The 25,476-nt window shown below is 73.2% G+C and carries 25 protein-coding genes; 12 read left to right on the top strand and 13 right to left on the bottom strand.

Going from position 1 to position 25,476, the window contains the following annotated elements; all coding sequences use genetic code 11:
- The 6 genes from mltG to rpsD form a co-directional block, all read right to left on the bottom strand.
- Complete coding sequence (gene mltG, locus AC1C2W_RS07335) at positions 1-1,152, bottom strand: endolytic transglycosylase MltG (RefSeq protein WP_495389381.1); 1,152 nt, start codon at positions 1,150-1,152, stop codon at positions 1-3.
- 66 nt (positions 1,153-1,218) lie between these two features.
- Positions 1,219-1,767, bottom strand: coding sequence for a Holliday junction resolvase RuvX (gene ruvX / locus AC1C2W_RS07330; protein WP_495412753.1), 549 nt, complete (start codon positions 1,765-1,767; stop codon positions 1,219-1,221).
- The gene (gene alaS, locus AC1C2W_RS07325; protein WP_495412752.1) at positions 1,764-4,475 is read right to left on the bottom strand and encodes an alanine--tRNA ligase; all 2,712 of its coding nucleotides are present in this window, start codon (positions 4,473-4,475) and stop codon (positions 1,764-1,766) included. Before alaS ends, ruvX begins: the two co-directional genes overlap by 4 nt.
- Positions 4,476-4,593: 118 nt before the next feature.
- Positions 4,594-4,974: a hypothetical protein gene (locus AC1C2W_RS07320; RefSeq protein WP_495389384.1), complete on the bottom strand. Its 381-nt coding sequence runs from the start codon at positions 4,972-4,974 to the stop codon at positions 4,594-4,596.
- On the bottom strand, positions 4,974-5,366 hold the full coding sequence (locus AC1C2W_RS07315; RefSeq protein ID WP_495389385.1) for a DUF948 domain-containing protein: 393 nt from the start codon (positions 5,364-5,366) through the stop codon (positions 4,974-4,976). The genes AC1C2W_RS07320 and AC1C2W_RS07315 overlap by 1 nt, the downstream gene beginning before the upstream one ends.
- A 150-nt stretch (positions 5,367-5,516) precedes the next feature.
- Positions 5,517-6,143 (bottom strand): 30S ribosomal protein S4, encoded by a 627-nt coding sequence (gene rpsD, locus AC1C2W_RS07310; protein WP_495389386.1) that lies wholly within the window; start codon positions 6,141-6,143, stop codon positions 5,517-5,519.
- Between the two features lie 291 nt (positions 6,144-6,434).
- Here rpsD and AC1C2W_RS07305 point away from each other — a divergent pair, with 291 nt between their 5' ends.
- Complete coding sequence (locus AC1C2W_RS07305) at positions 6,435-6,878, top strand: globin domain-containing protein (RefSeq protein ID WP_495389387.1); 444 nt, start codon at positions 6,435-6,437, stop codon at positions 6,876-6,878.
- A 34-nt stretch (positions 6,879-6,912) separates the two neighbouring features.
- Here the strand turns inward: AC1C2W_RS07305 and AC1C2W_RS07300 are convergent, their stop codons facing one another.
- The gene (locus AC1C2W_RS07300) at positions 6,913-8,301 is read right to left on the bottom strand and encodes a replication-associated recombination protein A (RefSeq protein ID WP_495389388.1); all 1,389 of its coding nucleotides are present in this window, start codon (positions 8,299-8,301) and stop codon (positions 6,913-6,915) included.
- Between the two features lie 42 nt (positions 8,302-8,343).
- Positions 8,344-8,913, bottom strand: a complete 570-nt coding sequence (locus AC1C2W_RS07295; protein ID WP_495389389.1) for a TetR/AcrR family transcriptional regulator — start codon at positions 8,911-8,913, stop codon at positions 8,344-8,346.
- Positions 8,914-9,009: 96 nt separating this feature from the next.
- Here AC1C2W_RS07295 and AC1C2W_RS07290 point away from each other — a divergent pair, with 96 nt between their 5' ends.
- Positions 9,010-10,527 carry an FAD-dependent monooxygenase gene (locus AC1C2W_RS07290; RefSeq protein ID WP_495412751.1) on the top strand — a complete coding sequence of 506 codons (1,518 nt, stop codon included), beginning with the start codon at positions 9,010-9,012 and terminating at the stop codon, positions 10,525-10,527.
- On the opposite strand, the gene aspS is transcribed toward AC1C2W_RS07290, so the two are convergent.
- Positions 10,466-12,247: an aspartate--tRNA ligase gene (gene aspS, locus AC1C2W_RS07285; protein WP_495389391.1), complete on the bottom strand. Its 1,782-nt coding sequence runs from the start codon at positions 12,245-12,247 to the stop codon at positions 10,466-10,468. The genes AC1C2W_RS07290 and aspS overlap by 62 nt on opposite strands.
- 311 nt (positions 12,248-12,558) lie before the next feature.
- Between aspS and AC1C2W_RS07280 the strand changes: the two genes are divergently transcribed.
- The 6 genes from AC1C2W_RS07280 (at position 12,559) to AC1C2W_RS07255 (ending at position 17,479) form a co-directional block, all read left to right on the top strand.
- Positions 12,559-14,460, top strand: a complete 1,902-nt coding sequence (locus tag AC1C2W_RS07280) for a polymorphic toxin-type HINT domain-containing protein (RefSeq protein ID WP_495412750.1) — start codon at positions 12,559-12,561, stop codon at positions 14,458-14,460.
- A 10-nt stretch (positions 14,461-14,470) separates the two neighbouring features.
- Positions 14,471-14,998, top strand: coding sequence for an SMI1/KNR4 family protein (locus AC1C2W_RS07275; protein WP_495389393.1), 528 nt, complete (start codon positions 14,471-14,473; stop codon positions 14,996-14,998).
- 43 nt (positions 14,999-15,041) lie between these two features.
- Positions 15,042-16,202, top strand: a complete 1,161-nt coding sequence (locus AC1C2W_RS07270; protein ID WP_495389394.1) for an SseB family protein — start codon at positions 15,042-15,044, stop codon at positions 16,200-16,202.
- A gap of 47 nt (positions 16,203-16,249) precedes the next feature.
- On the top strand, positions 16,250-16,720 hold the full coding sequence (locus tag AC1C2W_RS07265; protein WP_495389395.1) for a PPOX class F420-dependent oxidoreductase: 471 nt from the start codon (positions 16,250-16,252) through the stop codon (positions 16,718-16,720).
- Positions 16,721-16,790: 70 nt separating this feature from the next.
- The gene (locus AC1C2W_RS07260; RefSeq protein ID WP_495389396.1) at positions 16,791-17,102 is read left to right on the top strand and encodes a DUF1330 domain-containing protein; all 312 of its coding nucleotides are present in this window, start codon (positions 16,791-16,793) and stop codon (positions 17,100-17,102) included.
- A gap of 17 nt (positions 17,103-17,119) precedes the next feature.
- A complete protein-coding gene (locus AC1C2W_RS07255; protein WP_495389397.1) occupies positions 17,120-17,479 on the top strand; it encodes a DoxX family protein in 360 nt (119 codons plus the stop codon).
- A gap of 39 nt (positions 17,480-17,518) precedes the next feature.
- Here AC1C2W_RS07255 and AC1C2W_RS07250 read toward each other — a convergent pair whose 3' ends face one another.
- Together AC1C2W_RS07250 and AC1C2W_RS07245 are read right to left on the bottom strand one after the other, a co-directional pair.
- Positions 17,519-18,667, bottom strand: coding sequence for an Rv2578c family radical SAM protein (locus AC1C2W_RS07250; protein WP_495412749.1), 1,149 nt, complete (start codon positions 18,665-18,667; stop codon positions 17,519-17,521).
- Positions 18,668-18,721: 54 nt separating this feature from the next.
- Positions 18,722-19,336 (bottom strand): hypothetical protein, encoded by a 615-nt coding sequence (locus AC1C2W_RS07245; RefSeq protein WP_495389399.1) that lies wholly within the window; start codon positions 19,334-19,336, stop codon positions 18,722-18,724.
- Between the two features lie 193 nt (positions 19,337-19,529).
- Between AC1C2W_RS07245 and AC1C2W_RS07240 the strand changes: the two genes are divergently transcribed.
- Complete coding sequence (locus AC1C2W_RS07240) at positions 19,530-19,910, top strand: VOC family protein (protein ID WP_495412748.1); 381 nt, start codon at positions 19,530-19,532, stop codon at positions 19,908-19,910.
- Between the two features lie 13 nt (positions 19,911-19,923).
- Here AC1C2W_RS07240 and hisS read toward each other — a convergent pair whose 3' ends face one another.
- Positions 19,924-21,333, bottom strand: a complete 1,410-nt coding sequence (gene hisS, locus AC1C2W_RS07235; RefSeq protein ID WP_495412747.1) for a histidine--tRNA ligase — start codon at positions 21,331-21,333, stop codon at positions 19,924-19,926.
- Between the two features lie 55 nt (positions 21,334-21,388).
- The gene (locus AC1C2W_RS07230) at positions 21,389-22,138 is read right to left on the bottom strand and encodes an MBL fold metallo-hydrolase (protein ID WP_495412746.1); all 750 of its coding nucleotides are present in this window, start codon (positions 22,136-22,138) and stop codon (positions 21,389-21,391) included.
- A 120-nt stretch (positions 22,139-22,258) separates the two neighbouring features.
- On the opposite strand from AC1C2W_RS07230, the gene AC1C2W_RS07225 reads away from it, so the two are divergent.
- The 3 genes from AC1C2W_RS07225 to AC1C2W_RS07215 all read left to right on the top strand — a co-directional run bounded on the left by AC1C2W_RS07225 (position 22,259) and on the right by AC1C2W_RS07215 (position 25,470).
- Positions 22,259-23,029: a peptidylprolyl isomerase gene (locus tag AC1C2W_RS07225; protein ID WP_495389403.1), complete on the top strand. Its 771-nt coding sequence runs from the start codon at positions 22,259-22,261 to the stop codon at positions 23,027-23,029.
- Positions 23,026-24,720 carry a DUF349 domain-containing protein gene (locus AC1C2W_RS07220; RefSeq protein WP_495412745.1) on the top strand — a complete coding sequence of 565 codons (1,695 nt, stop codon included), beginning with the start codon at positions 23,026-23,028 and terminating at the stop codon, positions 24,718-24,720. The genes AC1C2W_RS07225 and AC1C2W_RS07220 overlap by 4 nt, the downstream gene beginning before the upstream one ends.
- Before the next feature lie 66 nt (positions 24,721-24,786).
- Complete coding sequence (locus AC1C2W_RS07215) at positions 24,787-25,470, top strand: hypothetical protein (protein WP_495412744.1); 684 nt, start codon at positions 24,787-24,789, stop codon at positions 25,468-25,470.
- Positions 25,471-25,476: the final 6 nt, after the last annotated feature.

Here is a 25,476-nt window from a genome sequence, read left to right as displayed (position 1 = left end):
TCAGTAGCCGTTCTCCTTCTCCCACTTGCGCAGCTGCGCCACGTACTTCTCGTGCTCCTGGTTGGTCTCCGAGAACTTCGTCTCGCCGGTGTCGAGGTTGACCGTCACCCAGAAGAGCCAGTCCCCGGCGGCCGGGTGCGCCACGGCCTCGATCGACGCCGCGCCCGGGCTCGAGATCGGTGCCGGCGGCAGCCCGGTGCGGGCGTAGAGGGAGTAAGGGTTGTCGAGGTCGTAGTTGTCGTCCCGGGTCAGCTCGGTGCCGGGCTTCCCCAACCCGTAGGCGGTCGACGCGTCGATGCCGAGCGGGACCTCCTGATCGAGGCGGTTCTCGATGGCCCGCGCCATCTTCGGGCGATCCTCGTCATGCTTCGCCTCGCGCTCGACGAGCGACGCCTTGATCAGCGTGGACTCCCAGTCCTCCTTGGCGACCCCCGTCGACTCGAGCTCCTTCGAGGTCTGCGCGACCATGCCCGACAGCAACGACGTGGCGTCGTCGTCCGGCTGCACGCTGTACGTCTTGGGGAACAGCCACCCCTCGGCGTTGCCGTCGGCCTGCTTGGGCAGCCCGATCGAGTCCGGCTTCTTCAGAGCCGCCTGCAGCTCCTTCGCGGTGATGGTCGTCACGGACGCCACCCGATCCACGATCTGGTCGACGGTGTACCCCTCGGGGATGGTCACGTCGGTCTGGAGCTTCTCGTTCTTCACGAGCGCGGCCACGGCATCAGACGCCTTCATCTCCGACAGGAGCTGGTAGGTGCCCGGCTGGATGCCCGCCGCGGCGGGGTTCGCGCCGAAGGCGTCGTTGAAGGCACCGACGCTGGCCACCACGCCGGCATCGTGCAGCGCCGAGCCCATCTGGGCGCCGGTCGCGCCCTCGGGGATCACGACGTCGACGGGGTCGCCGCCCGGGCCGGGGTAGTCCTCCGAGCTCGAGCCGAAGATCGAGAACCCGCCGATGGTCTCGCTCATCTGCCCGTACAACAGGTAGCCGCCGGCCCCGACGATGCCGAGCACCACGACCAGGACCACCGCGGTGCGCTGCCTGCGACGACGCTTGCGTTTGGCCGCGGCCCGCCTGCTGGCGGCCGAGCGGCGCCGCGAGGGTGCCGCGGGCGCCTCCTGCAGGGCGGGATGCTCGAAGAGGTCCGTCACGCCGGGTACTTCTTTCTGACAGGGCCTGTGGTGGGCACGTTGGTCGGGTACTGCTGTCCGGGCGGGTCAGGCGCCCGGCGGCCGCGTCTCGACGAGCTCGCCGGCGCGCTCCCCCGCCGATCGCTCCACGTCGAGTGCAGATTGCAGAATGATAACGGCTGCAGCCTGGTCGATGACAGACCGGTGTGTCTTGGTGGGTCGTCCGGCCGACCGGAGCTGCGCGTGCGCCGTCACCGTCGTCATCCGTTCGTCGACCATACGCACCTCGACGGGCGCGATCGCCGCCGCCAGACGCACGGCGAACTCGCGCGCATCGGCCGTCGCGGCGCCCTCCGCCCCGGACAGATGCCGCGGCAGCCCCACGTAGACGACCGCCGCGAACCGGTCCTCGACCTCGGCCGCGATCCGCGCGACGTCAGCCGTCACGGCCGGGGCGCCGCCTCCACCCGACCCCGTGCCCTTCGGCACCTCCAGGACGCGCGGCACGGTCTCGACGGGCGTCGCGACCAGGCCGTCCGGGTCCGAACCGGCGAGTCCGACGCGGGCCTTGCCCACGTCGACGCCGAGCCGCGCGCCCCGCGGCACCCCGCGGGGCGCGCCCTGCTCGTGCGTCACGCGCCCGCCACGACCGCGCGGACACCCTCTGCCACGCCCGCCAGCGCACCGGCAAGCGCGCCCGCGTCCGTGCCGCCGCCCTGGGCAAGGTCGGGCTTGCCGCCGCCACCGCCACCGAGGGTCTTGGCCGCGGCCTTCACGAAGTCGCCGGCCCGCAGGCCACGGTCGCGAGCGCCCGCGTTGGTCGCGACGACGACCAACGGGCGACCGCCCGCGACGCCCCCGACCGCGACGACCACCGGCTCCGCGTCGCCGAGGCGGCCGCGCACATCCAGCGCGAGGGCGCGCAGGTCGTCCGCCGACGCCACCTCGCCCGCGTCGTGCGCCACGACACGCGCGTCGCCCACGCGCGGCGCCTCGGCCGCGAGCTTCCCGGCGGAGGCGAGGATCCTGTCCTGACGCAGCCCGGCCAGCTCCTTCTCCGACTCCTTGAGGCGGGCCAGCAGCGAGCCCACCCGGTCGGTCAGCTCGTCCGGCCGCGCGCCCAGGAGCCCGGTGAGCTGGCCCACCAACGCGTGCTCCTTGGCCTGGAAGCCGTATGCGCCGTCGCCCACGAGGGCGTCCACGCGCCGCACGCCCGAGCCGATCGACGCCTCGCCGAGCAGGGCGACACGCCCTACCTCGCCGGTGGCCCGCACGTGCGTGCCGCCGCACAGCTCGCGCGACCAGTCGCCGCCGATCGACACCACGCGGACCGTGTTGCCGTACTTCTCGCCGAACAGCGCCATCGCACCCAGCTCGCGGGCCCGATCGAGCGACATCGTGGCGTCGGTGACCTCGAGGTTCTCGGTGAGCCGCGAGTTCACGCGCTCCTCGATCTCGCTGAGCGCGTCCGACGGCACGGGGGTCGGGGACCGGAAGTCGAAGCGCACCCGGCTCGGCGCGTTCTCCGACCCGGCCTGCGTGCGGTCGGGCCCGACCATCTCGTGCAGCGCCTTGTGGATCATGTGCGTGGCCGAGTGCGCGCGGCTGATCGCGACGCGGCGCACGACGTCGATCGTGGCGCTGCCCGGGTCGCCGAGCGCCACCGTGCCCTCCACCAGGCGGCCCCGATGCACCGACAGGCCCTTGACGGGCCGCTGCACGTCGTCCACCTCGATGGTCGCGCCGCCGTCGAGCACGATCGTGCCCTGGTCGGCGAGCTGGCCGCCCGCCTCGGCGTAGAACGGGGTGCGGTCCAGCACGATCTCCACGTCCGCGGGCGCGGTGGCGGCGGGCGCGGGCACGCCGTCGACGAGCAGCCCGGCCACGGTCACCGCGGACTCCGTGTCCGTGTACCCGAGGAACTTCACCGGCGCGGCGAGCTCCTTGGACAGGGTCTCGTAGGAGCGCAGGTCGGCGTGTCCGGTCTTCTTGGCCAGCGCGTCGGCACGCGCCCGCTGCTTCTGCTCCGCCATGAGGTCGCGGAACGCCTTCTCGTCCACCTGCACGCCCTGCTCGGCCGCCATCTCGAGCGTGAGGTCGATCGGGAAGCCGTAGGTGTCGTGCAGCTGGAAGGCCTCGGCCCCGCCGAGCACCGGGGTGCCGCCGTCCGTCGCCTTCTTGGCGCGGTTCACCGCGGTGTCCAGGATCGTCGTGCCCTGCGCGAGGGTGCGCCGGAAGGCGTCCTCCTCCGCGTACGCGACCTCGCTGATGCGCCCGAACTCGGCCTCGAGCTCCGGGTAGGAGGCCTTCATCGCGTCCTTCGACGCGGGCAGCAGGGACGGCAGCGCGACGTCGTCGACGCCGAGCAGGCGCATGGAGCGCACCCCGCGACGGATCAGGCGGCGCAGCACGTAGCCACGCCCCTCGTTCGACGGCTTGACCCCGTCGCCGATGACCATGAGCGCCGACCGGACGTGGTCGGCGACGACGCGCATGCGCACGTCGTCCTCGGCCGAGTCGACACCGCCGGCGCCGTAGCGCTTGCCGGTCATCTCCTCCACGCGGGCGATGACGGGGTAGACCTCGTCGATCTCGAAGAGGTTCTCCTTGCCCTGCAGCAGGTAGGCGATGCGCTCGAGGCCCGCGCCGGTGTCGATGCTCTTGTGCTCGAGCTCGCCCAGAAGCGGGTAGCTCTTGCCCGGCCCCTCGCCCCGAACGAACTCGTCGAAGACGAGGTTCCAGATCTCCAGGTAGCGGTCGCCGCCCGGGTCGACCGTGCCGCCGACGGCGTCGGGGCCGTAGGCGGGGCCACGGTCGTAGTGCCACTCCGCGCACGGCCCGGCGGGGCCCGGCTGGCCGGTGTCCCAGAAGTTCTCCTCGCGCGGCAGGCGCACGATGTGCTTCGGGTCCAGGCCGACGCCTCGGGTCAGCGCCTCGTACGCCTCGGTGTCCTGCTCCCAGATGGTGACCCACAGGCGGTCGCCGTCAAGCCCGTAGCCGCCCTTGTCCTGCGCCGACGTCAGCAGCTCCCACGCGAAGTCGATCGCCTCGCGCTTGAAGTAGTCGCCGAACGAGAAGTTGCCGTTCATCTGGAAGAACGTGCCGTGGCGCGTGGTGCGACCCACGTTCTCGATGTCGTTGGTGCGGAGGCACTTCTGCACGCTCGTCGCCCGCGGCCACGGGGCCGGCTCGGTGCCGAGGATGTACGGGATGAAGGGCACCATGCCGGCGATCGTGAAGAGGATCGACGGGTCCGGCGAGACCAGGGGGGCGCTCGGCACGATCGCGTGTCCCTTGGACTCGAAGTAGTCGAGCCAACGCTTACGGATCTCGGCGGTACGCATGATGTCCTTCGATGGTGTCGAGCCGTCGTGGCGGATGACAAGAGCGGCGGCCGGCCACCGGGGCGGTGGGCCGGCCCCTATTCTCCCGCCGGTCGGGCGATGGTCGGAACGGGATTTCTCAGAACGAGTAGCCGAGCTCGGCCTCGTCGGCGGCGATCTCGGCCTCCGGGTCGGCCGCCTCGGCCGCGTGCCGGGCGTGGCCCGGGCCGCGGCGCAGGTCGCGCGGGCCCAGCCCGCTCGCCCGCACGTCCTCGGGATCGGGCTGGCCCTCCGCGAGCAACGCCGCCGTGAGCTCGGCTTCCCGGGCCGTCCGTGCCTCAGTGAACTCGCGCCGGAACGTGCCCATGAAGCTCTCGGCACGCCGGCCGGCGTCCTGCGCCGCGCGCTCGGCCCGGTCCACCACGGCCGCGGGCGCGTACTGCGCCACGAGCTTGCGCCCCTGCCGGATCACGACCACCGTCACCGCGACGCCCACTCCGACCCAGAACAGCCGGCGCATCAGCGGGCCGCCTTCGACGACTGAGCACCGTCCCGGCCGGCGGAGCGCGAGGCTCGCGTGAACGCCTGGCGCACCCCGTAGGAGAACGCGGCGACCTTCACCAGCGGGCGCCCGAGCGTCGAGGCGTAGAGGCCCGCGAGGGCGGACACGTTCTCGCTCACCTGGGCGACGGACGTGGTGATGGTGTCGACCTTGACCAGCTGGTCGTTGGTGGACGCCACCGTGGTGGCCGCTTCGTCGAGGATCGGCACAGAGTGCTCCGTGACCTCGCGGATGGACCGCGTCGCCTCGTCGAGCACCCGGCCGAGCTTCACGAGCGGAATCGCGAGCAGGCCCACGAGCAGCACGAACGCGACGGCCGCGATGAGCCCGGCCACGTCACCCATCGACATCAGATCTCTCCTCGCACAGGCGTCAGACGGTCGGTCGTCACCCTATCCCGGGACGCCTCTTCGGGACGCTGCCGGGGGCTGCCATGGAACGGCCGGACGCCCCGCCCCCCGCAGAGCGGGTGACGGGGCGTCCGGTACTGCGTACGCGGGTCAGCGCGCGTAGAACTCGACCACGAGCTGCACCTCGCAGGTCACGGGGACCTCGGCGCGCTTCGGCTTGCGGGTCAGCGTGGCCGACAGCTTCTCGTGGTTGACCTCGAGGTAGCCCGGCACGGCCGGCAGGACGTCGCGGTGCGCACCGGCTGCGGCGACCTGGAACGGCGTGGTGGCCTGCGACTTCGCCTTGACCTGGACCGTCTGTCCCGGCTTCACGCGGAAGGAGGGGCGGTCGACGATCTTGCCGTCCACGAGGATGTGACGGTGGGTCACGGCCTGGCGGGCCTGCAGGATGGTGCGACCGAACCCGGCGCGCAGCACGAGCGCGTCCAGGCGGGTCTCGAGGTCCTCGACCATGACCTCACCGGTCAGGCCCGGGTGCTTACGGGCGTCCTCGTAGATCTTGAGGAGCTGCTTCTCGCGCAGCATGTACTGGGCGCGCAGCCGCTGCTTCTCGCGGAGGCGGACCGCGTAGTCCGACTCGGTGCGACGGCGGGCGCGGCCGTGCTCACCCGGGGGGTACGGACGCTTCTCGAAGTGGCGGACGGCCTTGGGGGTCAGCGCGAGGCCGAGCTTGCGGCTCAGGCGGACCTGGCGGCGCGACTTGGTGACGGAGCTCAATGTGCTTCCTGTCCTGTGGTGATGGATGAGGTCACACCCGGTTCCCACCCCGGAGGGAGGTCGGGTGCGGGACCAGCCGATGGAGCTTCCCGCACCGGAGTGACGGGGTGCTCACGGGGCCGAGGTCCCAGGCGGTCGCCGAGACGGCAACCGCAGCATCCTATCGCATCCCCGGGGCGTCAGACGGCCGCCCGCCACCGCGCACCCCTTGCCCCGCTGCACCTCCCGGCGGTTGACTGGGCGGGCCGGCGCCGCCGGCGCTCACGCGTCGCGACGAAGGAGTCCCGCACGATGTCTGCGTCTACCACACTCTCGCCCCGCTCGGCCGAGGTCGTCCGCGCCACCCTCCCGGCGGTCGAGGCAACCATCGACGACATCACGACGATCTTCTACCGGACGCTGCTCGACGCGCACCCGGAGCTGCGGGGGCCGATGTTCGCCCCCGCACGGCTGGAGGACGGCACACAACAGCGGGCGCTGGCCGCGGCGATCGTCGCCTGTGCCGCGCTGCTCGTCGCGGACACGCAGGAGGACCCGCGCGAGGTCCTCGCCCCCGCGGCACGCCGACACCGTGTCCTCGGCGTGACGCCGGCGCAGTACGACGTGGTGCACGAGCACCTCTTCGCGGCGATCGTCGAGGTGCTCGGCGACGCCGTGACGCCCGAGGTCGCCGCGGCGTGGGACGAGGTCTACCGGACGATGGCGAGCACCCTCGTCGAGCTCGAGGCCCGCTGACCCCTCGGGCGCCACCGGACCGGCCTCGAGGGCCTCAGGTGCCGCCCAGGATCTCCCGGATGCGGGCGAGGCGGTCGGTCACCTGCTTCTCGAAGCCCCGGTCGCTCGGCTCGTAGTAGCGCCGGCCCTCGAGCTCGTCGGGCAGGTACTGCTGCGCGGCGACGGCGTGCGGGGCGTCGTGGGCGTAGCGATAGCCCGCGCCGTGCCCGAGCGGCTCGGCCCCCGCGTAGTGCGAGTCGCGCAGGTGGGCCGGGACCACGCCGACCTTCCCGGCGCGCACGTCCGCGAGCGCCGCGTCGATGCCCGCGTAAGCACGGTTCGACTTCGGGGCGGTCGCGAGGTGCACCACCGCCTCCGCGAGGACGATCCGCCCCTCGGGCATGCCGATGAGCTGGACGGCCTGGGCCGCGGCGACGGCCGTCTGCAGCGCGGACGGGTCGGCCATGCCGACGTCCTCGGCGGCGGAGATGACCAGGCGCCGCGCGATGAACCGCGGGTCCTCCCCCGCGGCCACCATGCGGGCCAGGTAGTGCAGCGAGGCGTCGACGTCCGACCCGCGGATCGACTTGATGAACGCGGAGATGACGTCGTAGTGCTGGTCGCCGTCGCGGTCGTACCGCACGGCGGCGACGTCCACGGCGCGCTCGACGGTCTCCAGGTCCACGGGGACGGCCGCTTCCGCCGCCTTCCCGTTGCCGGCGTCCGCGAGCGCCGCGCCCGCGGCGGCCTCGAGGATGGTCAGCGCCTTGCGGGCGTCGCCGCCGGCCATCCGTACGAGCTGGTCCTCGGCGTCGTCGGCGAGCACGACCGCGCCGCCGAGGCCGCGCTCGTCCTCGACGGCGCGGCGCACGAGGGTGCGCACGTCGTCGGCCGTGAGTGGCTTGAGGGTGAGCAGCAACGACCGGCTCAGCAGCGGGGAGTTGACGGAGAACGACGGGTTCTCCGTGGTGGCCGCGACCAGCGTGACCCATCGGTTCTCGACGCTGGGCAACAGCGCGTCCTGCTGCGTCTTGGAGAACCGGTGCACCTCGTCGATGAACAGGACCGTCTCCTCGCCGCCGGCGACGAGCCGCCGGCGGGCATCCTCGATCACCTGCCGGACGTCCTTGACCCCCGCCGTCACCGCGGAGAGCTCGACGAAACGGCGCCCCGAGACCGTGGCGACCAGATACGCGAGGGTGGTCTTGCCGACGCCGGGCGGCCCCCACAGGATCACCGAGCCGGGAGCCGCGCGGCGCGCCGACTCGTCGTCGGGCTCCACGAGCCGGCGCAGGGGCGACCCTGGCACGAGGAGGTGGCCCTGGCCGGCGACCTCGTCGAGCGTCGCCGGCCGCATCCGCACCGCCAGGGGGGCGCTCGGGCCGGAGCGGGCGCTCGCCGGCGTGCCGCGGGCGCCGGTGAGCGCGGAGTCGAACAGGTCCATGCGCCCCAGCCTACGGAGCGCCGCCCACGCGGCCGGCCCGGCTCAGGGCCGGGGGGCTGTGACGTAGCGCTCGACCGTCGGCCCGAGCCAGGCCACGAGCTCCTCGCGGGACATCTCGGCGGCCGGGCCGAACCGCAGCACATACCGCAGGAGTGCCATGCCGAGGATCTGGGAGGCCACCAGCGTGGCGCGGCGGGGCGCGTCCGCGGGGTCCGGACCGAATCGCTCGACGGCGGGCACGAGCTGGGCCCGGAAGACGTCGCGCATCCGTTCAGCACCGGCGGGATGGGTGATGCCCACGCGCAGGAGGGTCACGAGGACCGTGTCCCGCTCCCACAGGTCCAGGAAGTGCTCCACGATCGTGGCACCGAGGGCGTCCGGGGCGATCGCGGCCGCGTCCGGGATGCCGAGCTCCACGTCGACGACGCGGGTGAAGAGCTCCTCCTTGGACCCGAAGTACCGCATCACCATCGACGGGTCGATCCCCGCCTGCGCGGCGACGGCGCGCACCGTGGCGCGCTCGTAGCCGTCCTCGGCGAATCGCTCGCGGGCGGCGGCGAGGATCGCGGCGCGGGTGGTGTCCGACCGTCGCGGCCGGTGGTTCTCAGCCATGCCAACGACTGTAGGCCAACATCTGTTGACCCGCCGCCACGACCCGCCTATCGTCGAATTGCCAACAGTTGTTGGCATCAAGGACGGAGGGACACGATGAACGCGGAGACGCACGCGGACGTGATGGTCGTCGGGGCCGGCCCGACCGGGCTGCTGCTCGCCGGCGACCTGGCCACGGCCGGGGGGCGGGTCACGGTGCTCGAGAAGCGGCCGCCCGGCCTGAGCAACCTGACCCGCGCGTTCGCGGTGCACGCCCGCACCCTCGAGACCCTGGACGCGCGCGGCCTCGCCGACGAGCTCCTGACCACGGGACAGCCGGTGCCCCGGGTGCAGCTGTTCCAGCGGGTCGCCGTCCCCCTGGACTCGCTGCCCGGTCGCTTCCCGTTCGTGCTGGTCACCCCGCAGTACGAGGTCGAGCGGCTCCTGCGACGGCGCGCCGAGGCAGCGGGGGTGACGTTCCGGCACGGCGTCCGCGTGACCGCGGTGGCCCAGGACGCCGACGGCGTGACCGTCACCGCCGAGCCGGACGAGGGCGGCCCGCGGGCCGCGGTGCGGCTGCGCGCCCCCTGGCTGGTCGGCACGGATGGCGTGCGGTCGACGGTGCGCGACGCTGTCCGGATCCCTTTCCCCGGCGAGACCGTCATCCGCGCGATGATCCTGGCCGACGTCCGGCTGGCCAGGCCGCCCTCGAACGTGCTGTCGGTGGCCGCCGCGAACGACGCGCTGGGCTTCCTCGCCCCCTTCGGCGGTGACTGGTACCGCTTCATCGGCTGGGACGGCGAGCGCGACCTCGACGAGCCGGTCACCCTCGACGAGGTGCGGGCGGTCGCCCGGACGACCCTCGGCGACGACCACGAGATGCACGACCTGCGGTTCGCCACCCGATTCTCCGCGGACGAGCGGCAGGCCCCCACCTACCGATCGGGGCGCGTCCTGCTGGCCGGGGACGCCGCCCACGCGCACAGCCCTGCCGGCGGGCTCGGCATGAACACCGGGCTGCAGGACGCCGCCAACCTCTCCTGGCGGCTGGCGGCGGTAGTCGGCGGCGCTGACCCGGCGGTCATCGACGGGTACGAGGCCGACCGGCACCCCGTCGGGGCGCAGGTGCTGCGCGCGAGCGGCACGATCCTGCGCCTCGCCGTGCGGCCCGGCCGCGCGGTGGCGACGGCCCGCGAGGTCGTGGCGAGCGTCGTCGCCCGCCTGCCGGCCGTGCGCCGCCGCGCCGCGCTGCTGATCTCCGCCCTCGGCGTCCGCTATACCCGCCCGCGCGGGGCGCACCGCCTCGTCGGCCACCGCGTGCCCGACCTGCCGCTGGCGCCCGGGCCGCCCGGGACGCGGCTCGCGGAGGCGCTGCGGGCCGGCCGCTTCGTGCTGGTGCAGCCCAGCTCCGGCGCGGCGGCCCCGGTGGCGCCGGAGCCCGCGGAAGCGGGCCTCGGCGCACGGGTGGTCGTGCGCCGCGCCGACCACAACGGCAGCACCCTCCTGGTGCGCCCCGACGGATATCTCGCGGCAGCGGTGACCGGGGCGAGCGCCAGACCGCCGAGGGCGAGCGTCACTCCTGAGGGGCCCGGGGGTCGACGTCCACCCCGGCCTCCTTGCGCTGCTCCGGCGTGATCGGCGCGGGCGCGTCGGTCAGCGGGTCGTAGCCGCCGCCGGACTTCGGGAACGCGATGACGTCGCGGATCGACGGGGACTTCGTCAGCAGCGCGACGATGCGGTCCCAGCCGAAGGCGATGCCGCCGTGCGGCGGGGCGCCGAACTTGAAGGCGTCGAGCAGGAAACCGAACTTCTCCTGCGCCTCCGCCGGCCCGATCCCCATGACGTCAAAGACCCGCTCCTGCACGTCGCGGCGGTGGATACGGATCGAGCCGCCGCCGATCTCGTTGCCGTTGCACACGATGTCGTAGGCGTACGCCAGCGCGTTGCCCGGGTCCTGCTCGAAGCTGTCGATCCACTCGGGCTTGGGCGACGTGAACGCGTGGTGCACCGCCGTCCAGGCGGAGTGCCCCAGCGCGACGTCACCCTCGTCGGCGGCCTCCCCGGTGGGCTTGAACAGCGGCGCGTCCACGACCCACACGAACGCCCAGGCGTCCTCGTCGATCTGGCCGGTGCGGTGCGCGATCTCGAGGCGGGCGGCGCCGAGCAGTGCACGCGCGTCGGCGGTCTTGCCCGCAGCGAAGAACACGGCGTCGCCGGGCCGCGCCCCCGTGGCCGCGGCGAGGCCCTCGCGTTCGACGTCGGACAGGTTCTTGGCGACCGGGCCGCCGAGCGTGCCGTCCTCGCCGTACGTGACGTAGGCCAGACCCTTGGCGCCGCGCTGCTTGGCCCACTCCTGCCAGGCGTCGAACTGGCGGCGCGGCTGCGAGGCGCCCCCGGTCATGACGACGGCGCCCACGTACTCGGCCTGGAACACGCGGAAGGGGGTCTCGGCGAAGTAGTCCGCGAGCTCGACGAGCGGGTTGCCGAAGCGCAGGTCGGGCTTGTCCGTGCCGTACAGGCGCATCGCCTCGGCGAAGGTCATGCGCGCGATCGGCGTCTGGATCTCGACGTCGATGAGCTTCCACAGCGCTACGAGGACCTGCTCCGCCAGGGCGATGACGTCGTCCTGCTCGACGAAGCTCAGCTCGACGTCCAGCTGCGTGAACTCGGGCTGCCGGTCGGCGCGGAAGTCCTCGTCGCGGTAGCAGCGGGCGATCTGGTAGTAGCGCTCGAGGCCGCCCACCATGAGCAGCTGCTTGAACAGCTGCGGGCTCTGCGGCAGCGCGTACCAGGAGCCGGGCGCCAGTCGGGCCGGGACCAGGAAGTCGCGCGCGCCCTCCGGCGTGGAACGGGTGAGCGTGGGCGTCTCGACCTCGACGAAGTCGTGCTCGTCCAGGACGCCGCGGGCGGCAGCGTTGGCCTTCGAGCGCAGGCGCAGCGCGTGGGCCTGCGACGGGCGACGAATGTCGAGGTAGCGGTACTTGAGCCGCGCCTCCTCGCCGATCGTCTCGGTGTCGGCGAGGGCCGTGGAGACCTGGAACGGCAGCGGGGCCGACTCGTTGAGCACGACGACGTCCTTGGCCACGATCTCGATCTCGCCGGTGGCGAGGTTCGCGTTCGCGTTGCCCTCAGGCCGGCGTCCGACCTCGCCCGTGACCTGCAGGACGAACTCCGCGCGCAGCGGGTGCGCCACGGCCTCGTCGCGGATCACGACCTGGGCGATGCCCGACGCGTCGCGCAGGTCGATGAAGGCCACTCCCCCGTGATCCCGCCGGCGATCGACCCACCCGGTGAGGGTGACGGTCTGGCCGATGTGCTCGGCCCGCAGTGAGCCGGCCGTGTGGGTGCGGAGCACGGAGGGTTCCTTTCGTGAAAGTGGGTGGGCGGGTGGTGCCGCCGTCCCCGGTGCCCGGCCGGGAGGCGGTCGCACTCTCGGCGCGACGTGGTGAGTTTAGTCGCTGTACCCGGGGGCACGTCCTGGTGATTCCGGGCCAGGCGTCCGAGTGTGTTGCGCGGGTACAAGCGACGACCCTGGCTACTCTCTCACCTGGCACAAGGGGGGTAGAGATCGATGGCTGACCTGCGCATGGACCTGCATGCGGCGACCGAACCGGGACCGAACTCGAGGATGGTGGCCGTGACGTTCGCGGTGCCCGGAGACACGCTGTGAGGCCGGCGGACTGGTCACCGGTCGGGCTGGACTCCGACCCGACACCGGGCGACCCCGTCCTCGTGCTGCACGGTGGGCAGGACTACCTGGAGGTCGCCGACTCGATCGACGACGCCGCGGGGGCGATGTCCCGGTTGGACGTCGCGGGCACGATCTCCAAGGCCGTGGACGCCCTGATGGAGACCAAGGAAGACACCGTCTCGGAGATCCGGCGGGCGCATTCCCGGTACGAGGCCACGGGCAACGCCCTGGTCGACTACGCCTCCGCGCTGGAACGCGTCCAGGCCGAGACGTTGGCGGCGCTGGAGCAGGCCCGCCACGCCAAGGACGCCGCCGACTCCGCCGCGGGGGCACGTGACCGCAACCAGGATCTCGCCGATGCGGCGACCGATCCGGAGGAGAAGCGGGAGTACCAGCAGCAGGCCGACTCTGCCGGCGGGAACGCGGACGACGCGAACGGGCAGCTCGCCGCCGCGCGGTCCACGATCGAGACCGCCACGTCCGACCGGGATCGTGCCGCGGGAGACGCGGTCTCGCGCATCGAGGACATCACCGGCGGCGACGACCTCAACGACGGCTGGTGGGACAACTGGGGATCCAAGCTCGTCGCCGCGATCGCCGACATCGCCGACATGATCTCCATGATCGCGGGCCTCCTCGCGGTCGTGGTCGCGTTCATCCCCATCGTCGGGACCGCGCTCGCCGGAGTCCTGATCGTCGTGGCCGCCGTCGCAGCCATCGTCAGCGCGCTCGCGAACATCACCCTCGCCGCGACCGGGGAACGCTCCTGGGCCGAGGCCGGGATCGCGATCGCCGGCGCCGCACTATCCGTCATCGGACTCGGCGGCGCCGCGAAGGCCGCCACCGGACTGTCCAAGGCCGCCCTGAAGCAGGGCGCCAAGACCGGCGCGAAGAAGGCCTGGTGCAAGGTCGGGTTCGGCACCTGCTTCACCGCGGGCACCCTCATCCGCACCCCTGACGGCCCTGATGGGGTCAAGGCGATCGAGGACGTCCGCGCCGGGGACAAGGTCTACGCCCACAACCTCGCCACAGGTTTCGACGAGCTGCAGCTCGTGGTCGAGACCTTCGTGCGTCAGACCACGACCCTGTACCACCTGACCATCGACGGGCAGAACGTCACGACCACCGACGAACACCCCTTCATGGTCGCGAACATGGGCTGGATCTTCGCCCGCGACCTGCAGCCCGGCGACATCCTCGTCACCAGCGACACCACCGGCGACGGCAGGGTCACCCTCGACCGCATCGAGGTCGAGGAGCGCGACGAGACCGACGCGGTCACGGTCTACAACTTCCACGTCGAGACCCACCACAACTACTACGTCCTCGCCGGCAACCTCCCCGTCCTGGTCCACAACGCCGTCCACGCGAAGGCCCTCAAGCCGGGGAAGACCTACCGGATCAAGGGCGGCACGTACAAGGTCGACGACCTCGGGCGCCCGGCAGGCATCAGGGCCAAGCTGACCAAAAAGGACATCGGCGGAACCACCGACCCGAAGGTCGACCCGCTGGGGTACGTCGAGGGCGTGCACCAGCGTGGGCACCTCCGCGGCGCCAACCTCGGCGGACCGAACGACCATGCGGCCAACTTCGTCGCCCAGCACCCGCGCTCGAACAGCCCGTGGCAGCGTGCGGTCGAGCGCGAGGTGAAGCGCGTCGTCAACGGCGGCGAGGACGTCGACTACCGGGTGACACCCAAGTACGAGGGCTCCGCCGAGGTTCCGAGCCAGATCCACTTCCAGGCCGACGGCGCCGACGGGTACAAGCTGGACTACACGCTGGACAACCGTGCGGACCTGCCCCTGTACTCGGAGGAGGTCGCCGCCGGCAACCTTCCGAAGAACGCGGACGATTTCCGGTTCGGCACGAGAAGCTAGGAGCGAGCACATGAGCGTTCAGGACCTGATCGACGCGGGCAACCTGGTCCCGCCGAGCGAGCCGTACGACTGGGCAGGCGTGGAGCAGCAGCTCGAGATCACCGTCCCCGAGGACTTCCGGCAGCTCCTCGACGCCGGTGGCGCGGGGCAGTGGTTCGGCTACGTCCGCCTCTTCGCCCCCGGGCACGAGCTACCGAGCCAGGACCTCCGGGAGTCGGCCGGGGTGTTCCGCGACCTCCTCGTCCTGTGGGAGGACGACCCGGAGACGCGGCCGGACGACCTGCCGCAGGAGAGCCGGCTCATCGCCTGGGCGAACACCGGGAACGGGGAGACGGTGTTCTGGCGTGTCGATCCCGGGGCGGACCCGGCCGCCTACGTCGTGTACGTCGAGGACGCGGACGGCGAGAGCTGGGAGAGGTTCGACCTGAGCGCGACCGCCTTCCTCGAAGGAATCATGACCGGCGACATCGTCCCCGAGTCCTTCTCCGACACCTTCGTGCGTGTCGACCAGGTCTACCGGCCGTATCCGAGCGTCTGACACGCACCGCACCCATCCATTCACCCAGGAGACCTGATCGACCATGACGGACGCCACCCACGTCGCACCGTCCTCACCACCCGCCGCGGGCGGAACCCCGGTCACGCGGTCCGGCACGGGCTCGGCCCTCCTCGCGACCGCGCTCGCCGCAGCGGACCGCGCCGCCGTCGGCCGCGCCCTGCGGGACGACGCCGTCGTCGTGCCGATCCTCCAGCGCGAGGACGGCACGCCGCAGGTGCGGGTCTTCCCCGCGCCGGAGGACGCGAAGCGCCCCTACGCGCTGTGCGTGTTCTCGTCGCCCCACACCCTGGAGCCGTTCCTCGCGGGTGACCCCTCGCGCGCCTTCAGCCTCCGCCGTCGCGACTCGTTGCTCCCCTTCCTCCACCGCCACGGCGCCGTGCTCGACCAGGTCGTCCTCGACCCGGCCGGCCCGCACACGATGGCCTTCGGCGTCGACGACGTCGTGGCGGCGCTGGGTCCGGGGTCGGACGCCGACCCGACCGGCATGGCCGACGACACGGGTGCCGGCATCAGCATCGAGGGCCTGCACGCGATGGCCACCCTGGACGAGCCCGGCGGGTCGCGCGGCATCGGCATCGAGCTCAACCTGCCGGACCACTGGGCGTTGATCGACCTCGTGGACGAAGCCCAGCGCGACCAGCAGATCCGTGCCGTCGTCAAGCAGCAGGGGGCGGCTCTCGGCGACCGCGGCGCCACGTTGCGACGCGACCTGCGCGACCAGCTCACCGACGTCGCCGCCAGGGCCGCCGCCGCCGGCGGGCAGGTCATGGCCTACCTGGTGCTGCCGGGCAAGGAGGCGGCGCTCGCGCTGAACCTCACGCTGTACTGGCACGACCTCGGCCCCGAGGCCGGCGGCATCCCCCACCTGCAGCGCATCCACGACCGCCTGCACCCGGGCCTCGCCGCCGAGGACGAGCTCACCACCACCGAGACGCTCTCCGGACCGTTCCTGCGCCACGTCCGCGTCGCCCACGGCTCGCCGGAGCACGGCGGCCAGGACGTCCCCCTGCTGCTGATCGACTACTGGGCGCCCGCGCCCGGGGCGCAGGCGGCCGCCCGCCTCGCCTTCTCCACCCCGCACGTCGAGATCCGCGATGCGATGCTCGGGCTCACCGACAAGGTCCTCTTCGCCACCGAGTGGCTCATGAGCGAACCCGGCGTCGCCACGTCGACCGACGACTGACCATCGGCGACCGACCATCGGACTGACCGGCACGACAGGAGACACCCATGGCCCCCAGGATCGCTACCACCAGCCGCGTCGAACGCGAGGAGCTGCTCGACGTCCTCCGGGCACGGCGACACGGCGTGCTCGTCACGACGCGCGGTGACGGTAGCCCGCAGCTCAGCCCCGTGACGTTCGGCGTCGACGCCGCCGGACGCATCGTGGTGTCGACCTACCCGGACCGGGCGAAGGCGGTGAACCTCCGGCGGCGTCCGCAGGCGTCGTTCCTCGCGCTCGGCGACGACTTCGACGACGCGTGGGTGCAGGTGGACGGCACCGCCGAGGTGATCGATGCGCCGGACTCCGTGGAGCCGCTGGTCGAGTACTACCGCGCGGCCGCCGACAAGGAGCACCCCGACTGGGACGAGTACCGCGAGGCGATGGTGCGCCAGGGCAAGTCGGTCGTACGGATCACGATCGAGCGGTGGGGACCGGTCGCCACCGGCGGGTTTCCCCCGCGACTCGCGCAGGGGTGATTCGGCCGAGCGTGACAGGATCGGCTCCTCCGGGCCACCGGTCCGGTCTCCCGACGGCGAGAGGCGAACGATGGCAATCACCCTGTGCGTGCTGCTCTGGGCAGTGGACGGCGAGGCACTGACGCTCGAGGACTACGAGACCGAGGTGCTGGCGCTGGTCCCCCGACACGGCGGCCGGGTGCTGCAGCGCGTGACGAACGTCGCGCACACGGACGACGCCGAGCACGGCGCCGTCCAGCCCACGGAGGTGCAGATCATCGAGATGCCCGACGAGGAGGCGCTCGCGGCCTACCTGGCGGATCCTGATCGCGCGGCACGGGTCGACGTCCGCGACCGCGCGATCGCCCGGACGGAGATCCTGCGGGTCCGCCCGGTGGGCTGACCCGTACGGTGGACGGCATGCTCTGGCTCCCGGATCCCATGTGGCCCGTCGTCGTCCTCGCGCTGATCACCGCCGTCGACGCGGCGCTGTGCGTGCGGCCCGTGGCGTTCATCGCGCAGTGCTTCCGCGACGTGAACTTCCCCGAGCGCTGGTGGTGGGTGACGCCGTGGGTCAAGGCCGCCGCGGCAGTCGGCCTCGTCGCCGGGATCTGGGTGCCCGTGCTCGGGGCGGTGACATCCGCCGCGCTGGTCGCCTACTTCGTCGTCGCGCTCACCTTCCACGTGCGCGCCCGGGACTTCGGCCGGAACTTCTTCCTCAACGCGACGGGCATGTTCCTCATCTGCGTCTTCGTGCTCTGGTTCTCATTCGTCCGCTGACACCGGCCGGCGGCGCCTCAGGACAGTCTCGGAACAGCCTCAGAACAGCACGGACTCGGCGTCGGACCCGGCGACCTCGAGCCCTCCGCCGTCGACGGGCATGCCCGCGAGCGCCCCGCCGGCCCCGTCTTGGGGCTCGACGATCGACCCGGCCGGGTAGTCGCCCTCGTCGTGCGGCCGTAGCTCGCCGTGGAAGCGTCCGGTCGCGCCGGACCGGGCGCGATGGCCCGACGAGCCGAAGCCATGCTCGTCGAGCAGCGGCTCCACCCGGTCCCACAGCCACTGCCGGTAGGCCTCGAGCGCGTACGTGCCGCGGGCAAACACCCGCCTGTACCCCGCGACCGCGTGCGGGTGCTCCTGCTCCAGCCACTGCAGGTACCACTCGCGGGTGCCGGGCTTGAGGTGCAGCGGCACCACGGTGACCCCGGTCGCCCCCGCGTCGGCGATCGCGTCGAGCAGCCGCCGCAGGTGGTCCCGGGAGTCCGTCAGCCACGGCAGTACGGGGGCCACCATGACGCCGCACGGCAGCCCCGCGGCCCGCACCGCGCGGACCAGGTCGAGCCGGGCGCGCGGCGTCGGCGTGCCGGGCTCCACCGATTGCTGCAGCTCCTCGTCCGCGAACGCGAGCGAGACACCGATCCCCACCTCCACCCGTTGCGCGGCCTCCGCGATCAGCGGCAGGTCCCGGCGCAGCAGCGTGCCCTTGGTGAGGATCGAGAACGGCGTGCCCGAGTCCGCGAGCGCCCCGATGATGCCGGGCATGAGGCGGTAGCGCCCCTCGGCCCGCTGGTACGGGTCGGTGTTGGTCCCCAGCGCCACCGGCTCGCGCCGCCACGACGGCTTCGCGAGCTCCGCGCGCAGCACGGTGTCGACGTTCACCTTCACCACGACCTGGGAGTCGAAGTCCTTGCCCGCGTCGAGGTCCAGGTACTCGTGCGTGGGCCGGGCGAAGCAGTACCGGCATGCATGGCTGCATCCCCGGTACGGGTTGACCGTCCACCCGAAGGGCATGCGCGACGCTGCGGGCACCTTGGTCAGCGCGCTCTTGGACATGACCTCGTGAAAGGTGACGTCCGCGAACTCGGGCGTCTTCACGCTGCGCACGAGCCCGAGCCGCGCCAGGCCGGATCGCTCCAGTCCCGGCAGCGCACCGTCGTCGGCCGCGATCGCCTGCCCGTCCCATCTCACCCGGACATTCGAACATGCGTTCGATCGCGCGTCAACGTCCGGGCGGCTCGCGGCTCAGGAGGAGACCGGCATCCTCGGCTCGGGCACCGCGAACAGCCCGCCCGAGCCCTGGAGCATGAGGGCGGGAACCGGGGCCGCGGCGCGGGCCGACGCCCGGTAGCGCTTGAGGTCGCCCCGGTACGCGACGCTCCCCGGCACCTGCAGGAGCGTCTGCGGGCGCACCTTCCAGCGCGGGATCCCGAGGTCGCACACGCCCGCGTCGCGCAGCACGTGGTAGACGAACTCGGAGCAGAAGAACCGTCGGTCGTCCTCCGAGCCGCGCCCGAGCAGGCCGGTCAACATCCCCGACGAGTTGTACGCGTAGGTGTGGCTGTCGAGGACGAACTCCGTCACGCGGGCGCCCACCGCGTCGCGCTGCTCGGGCGTCACCGGCACCTCCAGCACCACTCCCGGCAGCCGGTCCATCCCGCGATACAGGTCGTCGTCCAGCCGTTCCCGCTTGAAGCACCCGACGAACGGGTTCGACGCGCGGCGACGGCCGAAGCTGAACATCAGCTCCAGGTCCGCGTCGAGGGCCAGCGCCGAGTGGGTGAACTCGTCCCGCGTCGCCAGACGGATCGTCCGGGACAGGACGGTGCTGCTGCGGGACAGGACGACGTAGATACTCACGGCGTCACCGTAGCGCCCCTGAAGGCCCAATACGGCCTGCTCATGGTGCAAATCAGGGGCAGATTCAGGGATGCGTCAGGGTGTTCGGGGGATAACCCCCTCCTGGAGCCCTCCGATCAGTTCCGCGCCCCTCGGCCGTCCACCCCCTGGGCCCGGTACTCCGCGGGCCGTCGGCCGAACGAAGGAGACCCCCGTGATCACCGTGCAGCGTGCGTTCAGCAGCTTCTCCGTCGACGACCTCGACGCCGCCGAGACGTTCTACCGCGACACCGTAGGCCTCCCGGTCGAGCGCACCCCGATGGGGCTCGAGCTCGGCGTCGACGGGCCGGCCGTCTTCGTCTACCCCAAGGGCGACGCGCACGAGCCGGCGAGCCACACCGTGCTCAACCTCGTCGTGCCGGACGTCGCCGCGGCGGCGGCCGACCTGCACGGGGTGGGCGTCGACCTGGTGCGCTACCCCGGGTTCGCGCAGGACGCCGACGGGGTGGTGCGCAGCGACGACCCGCGCCAGGGTCCGACGATCGGCTGGTTCCGCGACCCAGCACACAACGTCGTCGCGCTGATCCAGGCGTGACCCGCCCCGCGCGTCACTCCCCCGATGCCGGGACGACGCGCGGGACCAGGTCGGCGGCCGGGGGCTCCCAGGTGGCGGCGTCGGCGTCCACCTGCTCGCCGGACCGGATGTCCTTCACCTCACCGGCCAGCACGTCGGGGGGGACGACGGCGCCGTCGTCCCCCGGCTGGACCGGGAACCACACGAACGGGATGCCGCGGCGGTCGGCGAACTTGATCTGCTTACCGAACTTGGCCGCCGTGGGGGCGACGTCCGCCGCGATGCCGCGGCCGCGAAGCGCGCCGGCCACCGCGTCGGACTGCGCGCGGTGCTCCTCGTCGCTCACCGCCACCAGAACGGCCGTGGGCACACCGCGCGTCGCGGTGACGAGCCCGGCGGACAGCAGCCGGGACACGAGCCGTGAGACGCCGATCGAGAGGCCCACGCCCGGGTAGGTGTTCTTGCCGTCGGACGCGAGCGTGTCGTACCGGCCGCCCGAGCAGATCGACCCGAGCTGCTCGTGCCCCACCAGCACCGTCTCGTAGACCGAACCCGTGTAGTAGTCGAGCCCCCGCGCGATCTTCAGGTCGGCCACGACGACGCCTGGCGCGCGACGTGCCGCCGCCTCGACCAGCGCGGCGAGCTCGCCCAGGCCGGTCTCCAGCAGGTCCGTGCCGGCGTCGTAGGAGGCCGCGAGCGCCCGGACGCGGTCGATCACGGTCACGTCCGCGCCGGAGATCGCCGCCAGCTCGAGGCAGGCCTTCGCCTGCTCGGGCGTGGCTCCCTGCTCGGCCCGCAGCAGCTCCGCGACCGCGTCCGGGCCGACCTTGTCGAGCTTGTCGACCTGGCGCAGCACGCCCTCGACGTCCTCCAGCCCGAGCCCGCGGTAGAAGCCCTCGGCGACCTTGCGGTTGTTCACCAGGATGCGGACCTCGGGCACGCCGACGTCGCGCAGGGCCCCCAGGGCCTCCGCCATCACCAGCGGCAGCTCGACCTCGTAGTGGTAGGGCAGCTCGCCCGCGCCGACGACGTCGATGTCGGCCTGCACGAACTCGCGGAAGCGGCCGTCCTGGGGGCGCTCGCCGCGCCACACCTTCTGGATCTGGTAGCGCTTGAACGGGAACGCGAGCCGGCCGGCGTTCTCCAGCACGTAGCGCGCGAACGGGACGGTGAGGTCGAAGTGCAGGCCCAGCTGCTTCTCGGACCGGTCGCCCGGCGAGTCGCCCGCCGCGGCGTCCTCCTGCAGCCTCCGCAGCACGTAGACCTCCTTGGAGGTCTCACCCTTGCGCAGCAGCTGGTCGAGCGGCTCGACCGCCCGGGTCTCGATGCCGGCGAACCCGTGCAGCTCGAAGGTGCGGCGCAGCACCTCCAGGACGTGCTGCTCCACGACGCGACCGTCGGGGAGCCATTCGGGGAAGCCGGAGAGGGGGGTGGGGCGTGCCATGGTGCACATCTTCCCAGACGTCGGTCCTCGCCGGTGAACACGCCCGGGAACCCTTTCAGCGCAGGTACGGGTTGGTCGCGAGCTCCCGGCCCACGGTGGTCGTGGGCCCGTGCCCGGGCACGACGGCGAGCGCCGGGTCGAGGCGGCCGACGACGTCGCGCAGCGTGCGCGCCATGGCCGCCGGGTCGCCGCCCGGCAGGTCGGTGCGCCCGACCCCGCCCGCGAACAGCACGTCGCCGGCCAGGAGGACGTCGCCCGCGACGAGGAGCGTCGAGCCCTCGGTGTGCCCCGGGGCGTGCAGGGCCCGCAGGTGGACCGCACCCGCGAGGAGCTCGGCGTCGCCGTCCGCGTCGTCGTCGTCCTCGTCGTCGTCCAGGGCCGCGAGGGCCTCGACGGCGGCGGGCGCCCGATAGTCCGCGACGCGGCGGCCCGTGGCCGCGAGCGCCTGCGCGAGGGCGCCGCTGACGCCGGGGGCCGCAGGGTCGGCCGACTGGTGGAGCCCGAGGGTCCCGAACGGGTCGGCGAGCCGGTAGGCGTCGGCCGGGTGGATGCGCATCGGCACGCCGAAGCGCTCGCAGAGCATCGCCGCGTCCCACGTGTGGTCCACATGGCCGTGGGTGGCGACGACGGCGCGGGGCGTCAGGCCGTGCTCCGCGACCAGGGCGGTGACGCCCTCGGCCGTACCCGCGCCGGCGTCGACGATCACGCAGTCCGGCGAGTCGCCGGCCACGACGACGCAGCAGTTGGTGGCGAAGACGGGGGCGACGACGAGGTGGATCTGCACGGCGGCCACGCTAGCGGGCATGGCACGGTCCGCACCCCCGGACGGCACCGAGGGTGTGACCTGCGCCCCGCCGCCTAGACTGTGCTCCGCGCGCGGTTGTTCCCGTGCGGTGACCGGGACGACCGAGGAGGTGCCCCCAGGGTGGCGGCCACCAAGCGCGAGCGTGAGAACGCCCGCAAGCGGCAGGCGGAGTGGGAGAAGCGGCGGGTGCAGGCGCGCGCCCGGAGACAGCGGACCTGGGCGATCGTGGCGATCTTCGCCGTGCTCGCCCTGGTCGGCGGCGGTCTCGTGGTCGCGAACCTCGGGAACGCGGCCGGCCAGTCCGCGGCGGCGGGTGGCTGCCCGGAGGCGGCCACGGCGACCCGCTCCGGCGGCGACCTCCCCGACCCGTCGGTCGCCGAGGACCGCGCCTGGACCGCGACGCTCGACGTGTGCGCGGGGGGCGAGGAGTCGCAGGTCGTGCTGGAGCTCGACGGCGCCGCTGCCCCGCAGGCCGTCGCCAGCTTCGTCTCGCTCACGGACCAGGGGTACTACGACGGCACGTCGTGCCACCGCCTCACGACCTCCGGCATCTCCGTGCTGCAGTGCGGCGACCCCACGGGCACCGGCTCAGGCAGCCCGGGCTACTCCTACGGTCCGATCGAGAACGCGCCCGCCGACGACGTGTACCCGAAGGGCACGATCGCCATGGCGCGCGTCGGCGGCGAAGGCGAGTCGATGGGCTCGCAGTTCTTCATCGTGTACCAGGATTCGACCATCCCGTCCGACGCCGCGGGCGGGTACACGGTGCTCGGCACCGTCACGTCCGGCCTGGACGCCGTCCAGGCAGTCGCTGACGCGGGTGAGACGAGCGGAACCGGAGACGGTCCGCCCGTGAACCCCGTCATCATCGAAGGAGTTGAGACCAAGTGAGCGAAAACACCCCCGGCTCGACCGGCCCCGAGGAGACTCCGGCCGGCACCGAGCAGGAGACGGCCGAGACTCCCCCCCAGCCGACGCAGGACGAGGCGGCAACGCCCGAACCCGCAGCGCCGCAGGACGACGCAACCGCCGCCGAGGCGACGCCGGAGCCCACGCCCACCGAGGCGACCCCGGCCGACGCAGCGCCGGAGCCCACGCCCGACGAGCCGACCCCGGCCGACGCAGCGCCGGAGCCCACGCCCGACGAGCCGACGGCGCCGAGCCCCGCCCCGGCTCCCGCTGCGCCGAAGCCGTCCGCCATCCCGAAGCCCGCACCTGCGCCCAAGCCGTCCGCGCTGCGGCGCCCGACGCCGGCGGCCGCTGCGGCCTCGCCAGCGGACGCCGCCCCCGCCCCGGTCGCCCCGCCCGCGCACGACGCGGCACTGGCCGCCGCGGCGGAGGCGTTCGGCCGGGTGGACGAGGACGGCACCGTCTACGTGCGCGAGGCGGCCGGCGAGCGGTCGGTCGGCCAGTTCCCCGGCGTGTCCGCGTCCGAGGCGATGAGCCTGTACGTGCGCCGCTATCTCGACCTGGATGCCAAGGTGGCACTCTTCGAGACGCGTCTGGACAGCGCCGACCTGTCGGTCCGCGAGATCGACCAGACGCTCACGAAGCTCGCGGAGGAGACCGGCGAGCCCGCCGCCGTCGGCGACCTGGATGCGCTGCGTGTCCGGGTGGACGGGCTGCAGGCCCGCGCCGCCGCACGCCGCGCGGCCCTGGAGCAGGAGCGCGCCGCCGCCAAGTCCGAGGCGGTGGCCGCCCGCACCGCCATCGTCGAGGCGGCCGAGAAGATCTCCGAGACGGAGCCCTCGAAGATGCAGTGGCGGCCCGCCGGCGAGGAGCTGCGCGGCCTCCTGGACAGCTGGAAGGAGGCGCAGCGCAACGGCCCGCGCATCGACCGGCCGACGGAGGAGTCGCTCTGGAAGCGCTTCAGCCACGCCCGCACCGCCTTCGACCGGGAGCGCCGGCACTTCTTCGCCGACCTCGAGCAGCGCAACACCACCGCCAAGTCCGAGAAGGAGAACCTGGTCGCGGAGGCGGAGGCCCTGCAGCACCACACCGACTGGGGCGCCACCGCGGCCGCTTACCGCGACCTCATGACGCGCTGGAAGGCGGCCGGGCGGGCGAGCCGCAAGGACGACGACGCGCTGTGGGCCCGGTTCCGCGCCGCACAGGACACGTTCTTCGGCGCGCGGGACGCCGAGAACGCCGCGATCGACGCCGAGTACGGACAGAACCTCGAGGTCAAGGAGGCGCTGCTCGTCGAGGTCGAGGCGCTGCTGCCGGTCTCCGACCTCGCGGCCGCCAAGGCCGCGCTGCGGACCCTCCAGGAGCGCTGGGAGGAGGCAGGCAAGGTGCCCCGCGGCGACGTGCAGCGCATCGAGGGCCGGATGCGGGCCGTCGAATCGGCGATCCGCGACGCCGACCAGGCCCGCTGGGACCGCACCAACCCGGAGACCCGGGCCCGGGCCGAGGGCGCGGCGGCCCAGCTCGAGGCGGCGATCGAGGGCCTCGAGCAGGACCTCGTCGCGGCCCAGGAGTCCGGCGACGCCCGGCGCGTCGAGGAGGCGGAGACGGCGCTCGCCGCGCGGCGTGCCTGGCTCGAGCAGGTCGTCCGCGCCGCGGAGGAGACTCGCGGCTGACGTCCGCGCGGGTCGCCGTCCACAGGCGGCCGCGCCAGGGGCCCACGACCGGATACGTTTCCGGGCGTGGGCCCCACCTTTGTCCCGTCCCAGCCGGCCGACCCGCCGACCCTCGCCGCACGACCGCGTCGACTCGGCCACCTGCTCGCCGCCCCGACGCCGGCCGCGGGGAGGCTCGTGCGCCCGGCGGACGTCGGCGGCCGTGCCGCCTGGGACGTGCTGGTGCGCGACGGCGCGCTGCAGGTGCTGCGGGGCTGCGCCGCCGTTCCCGCCGCCACGGTCGTCACGCCCGCCCTGCGGGCCGCCCTGCTCGAGCCGGAGCTGCCCACGGGCGGCGTCGTCGCCGGGCGCACGGCCGCCTGGGTCCACACCGGCAGGCACGTCTCCGCGGAGTCGGCCGACCGCCTGGACGTCACCTACCCGGCCGGCGGCCACCGTCCGGAGCTGTGGGGCGCCGGGCTCGTGTGGCAGGCGCCGTTGCTGCACGGCGACACGGAGCAGGTCGGCCCGGTACGGGTGACCACCCCGCTGCGGACCGTGGTCGACGTCGCCCTGCACGTCGCGCCCCAGGAAGCGGTTCGCCTCGTGCGCATCCTCTCCGACGCCTGCCCGGTCGACCTGGACGACGCCGGGCGCCTGCTCGAGCGCCGGGCACGGGTCGTCGGGCGCCCCCGCGCCCGGCGCGTGCTCGCCGAGGCGCGCGCCGTGCCGGCTCCGTCAGTGCGTGCGGCCCGGGCCGTGCTGCCCTAGGTTGAG

The sequence above is a fragment of the Isoptericola sp. Y581 genome, assembly GCF_059445475.1.
Note: the sequence above shows the minus strand (reverse complement) of the source record. Positions and strands in the feature narration are given on the sequence as shown.

What these genes read in the sequence shown, in the direction of transcription:
- AC1C2W_RS07230 (WP_495412746.1), bottom strand. Translation starts at nt 22,138, where the DNA reads ATGCCCGCTAGCGTGGCCGCCGTGCAGATCCACCTCGTCGTCGCCCCC.
- AC1C2W_RS07255 (WP_495389397.1), top strand. Translation starts at nt 17,120, where the DNA reads ATGCTCTGGCTCCCGGATCCCATGTGGCCCGTCGTCGTCCTCGCGCTG.
- alaS (WP_495412752.1), bottom strand. Translation starts at nt 4,475, where the DNA reads ATGCGTACCGCCGAGATCCGTAAGCGTTGGCTCGACTACTTCGAGTCC.
- AC1C2W_RS07300 (WP_495389388.1), bottom strand. Translation starts at nt 8,301, where the DNA reads ATGGACCTGTTCGACTCCGCGCTCACCGGCGCCCGCGGCACGCCGGCG.
- AC1C2W_RS07295 (WP_495389389.1), bottom strand. Translation starts at nt 8,913, where the DNA reads ATGGCTGAGAACCACCGGCCGCGACGGTCGGACACCACCCGCGCCGCG.
- AC1C2W_RS07305 (WP_495389387.1), top strand. Translation starts at nt 6,435, where the DNA reads ATGTCTGCGTCTACCACACTCTCGCCCCGCTCGGCCGAGGTCGTCCGC.
- AC1C2W_RS07265 (WP_495389395.1), top strand. Translation starts at nt 16,250, where the DNA reads ATGGCCCCCAGGATCGCTACCACCAGCCGCGTCGAACGCGAGGAGCTG.
- AC1C2W_RS07290 (WP_495412751.1), top strand. Translation starts at nt 9,010, where the DNA reads ATGAACGCGGAGACGCACGCGGACGTGATGGTCGTCGGGGCCGGCCCG.
- AC1C2W_RS07315 (WP_495389385.1), bottom strand. Translation starts at nt 5,366, where the DNA reads ATGTCGATGGGTGACGTGGCCGGGCTCATCGCGGCCGTCGCGTTCGTG.
- AC1C2W_RS07270 (WP_495389394.1), top strand. Translation starts at nt 15,042, where the DNA reads ATGACGGACGCCACCCACGTCGCACCGTCCTCACCACCCGCCGCGGGC.
- AC1C2W_RS07260 (WP_495389396.1), top strand. Translation starts at nt 16,791, where the DNA reads ATGGCAATCACCCTGTGCGTGCTGCTCTGGGCAGTGGACGGCGAGGCA.
- AC1C2W_RS07275 (WP_495389393.1), top strand. Translation starts at nt 14,471, where the DNA reads ATGAGCGTTCAGGACCTGATCGACGCGGGCAACCTGGTCCCGCCGAGC.
- AC1C2W_RS07320 (WP_495389384.1), bottom strand. Translation starts at nt 4,974, where the DNA reads ATGCGCCGGCTGTTCTGGGTCGGAGTGGGCGTCGCGGTGACGGTGGTC.
- hisS (WP_495412747.1), bottom strand. Translation starts at nt 21,333, where the DNA reads ATGGCACGCCCCACCCCCCTCTCCGGCTTCCCCGAATGGCTCCCCGAC.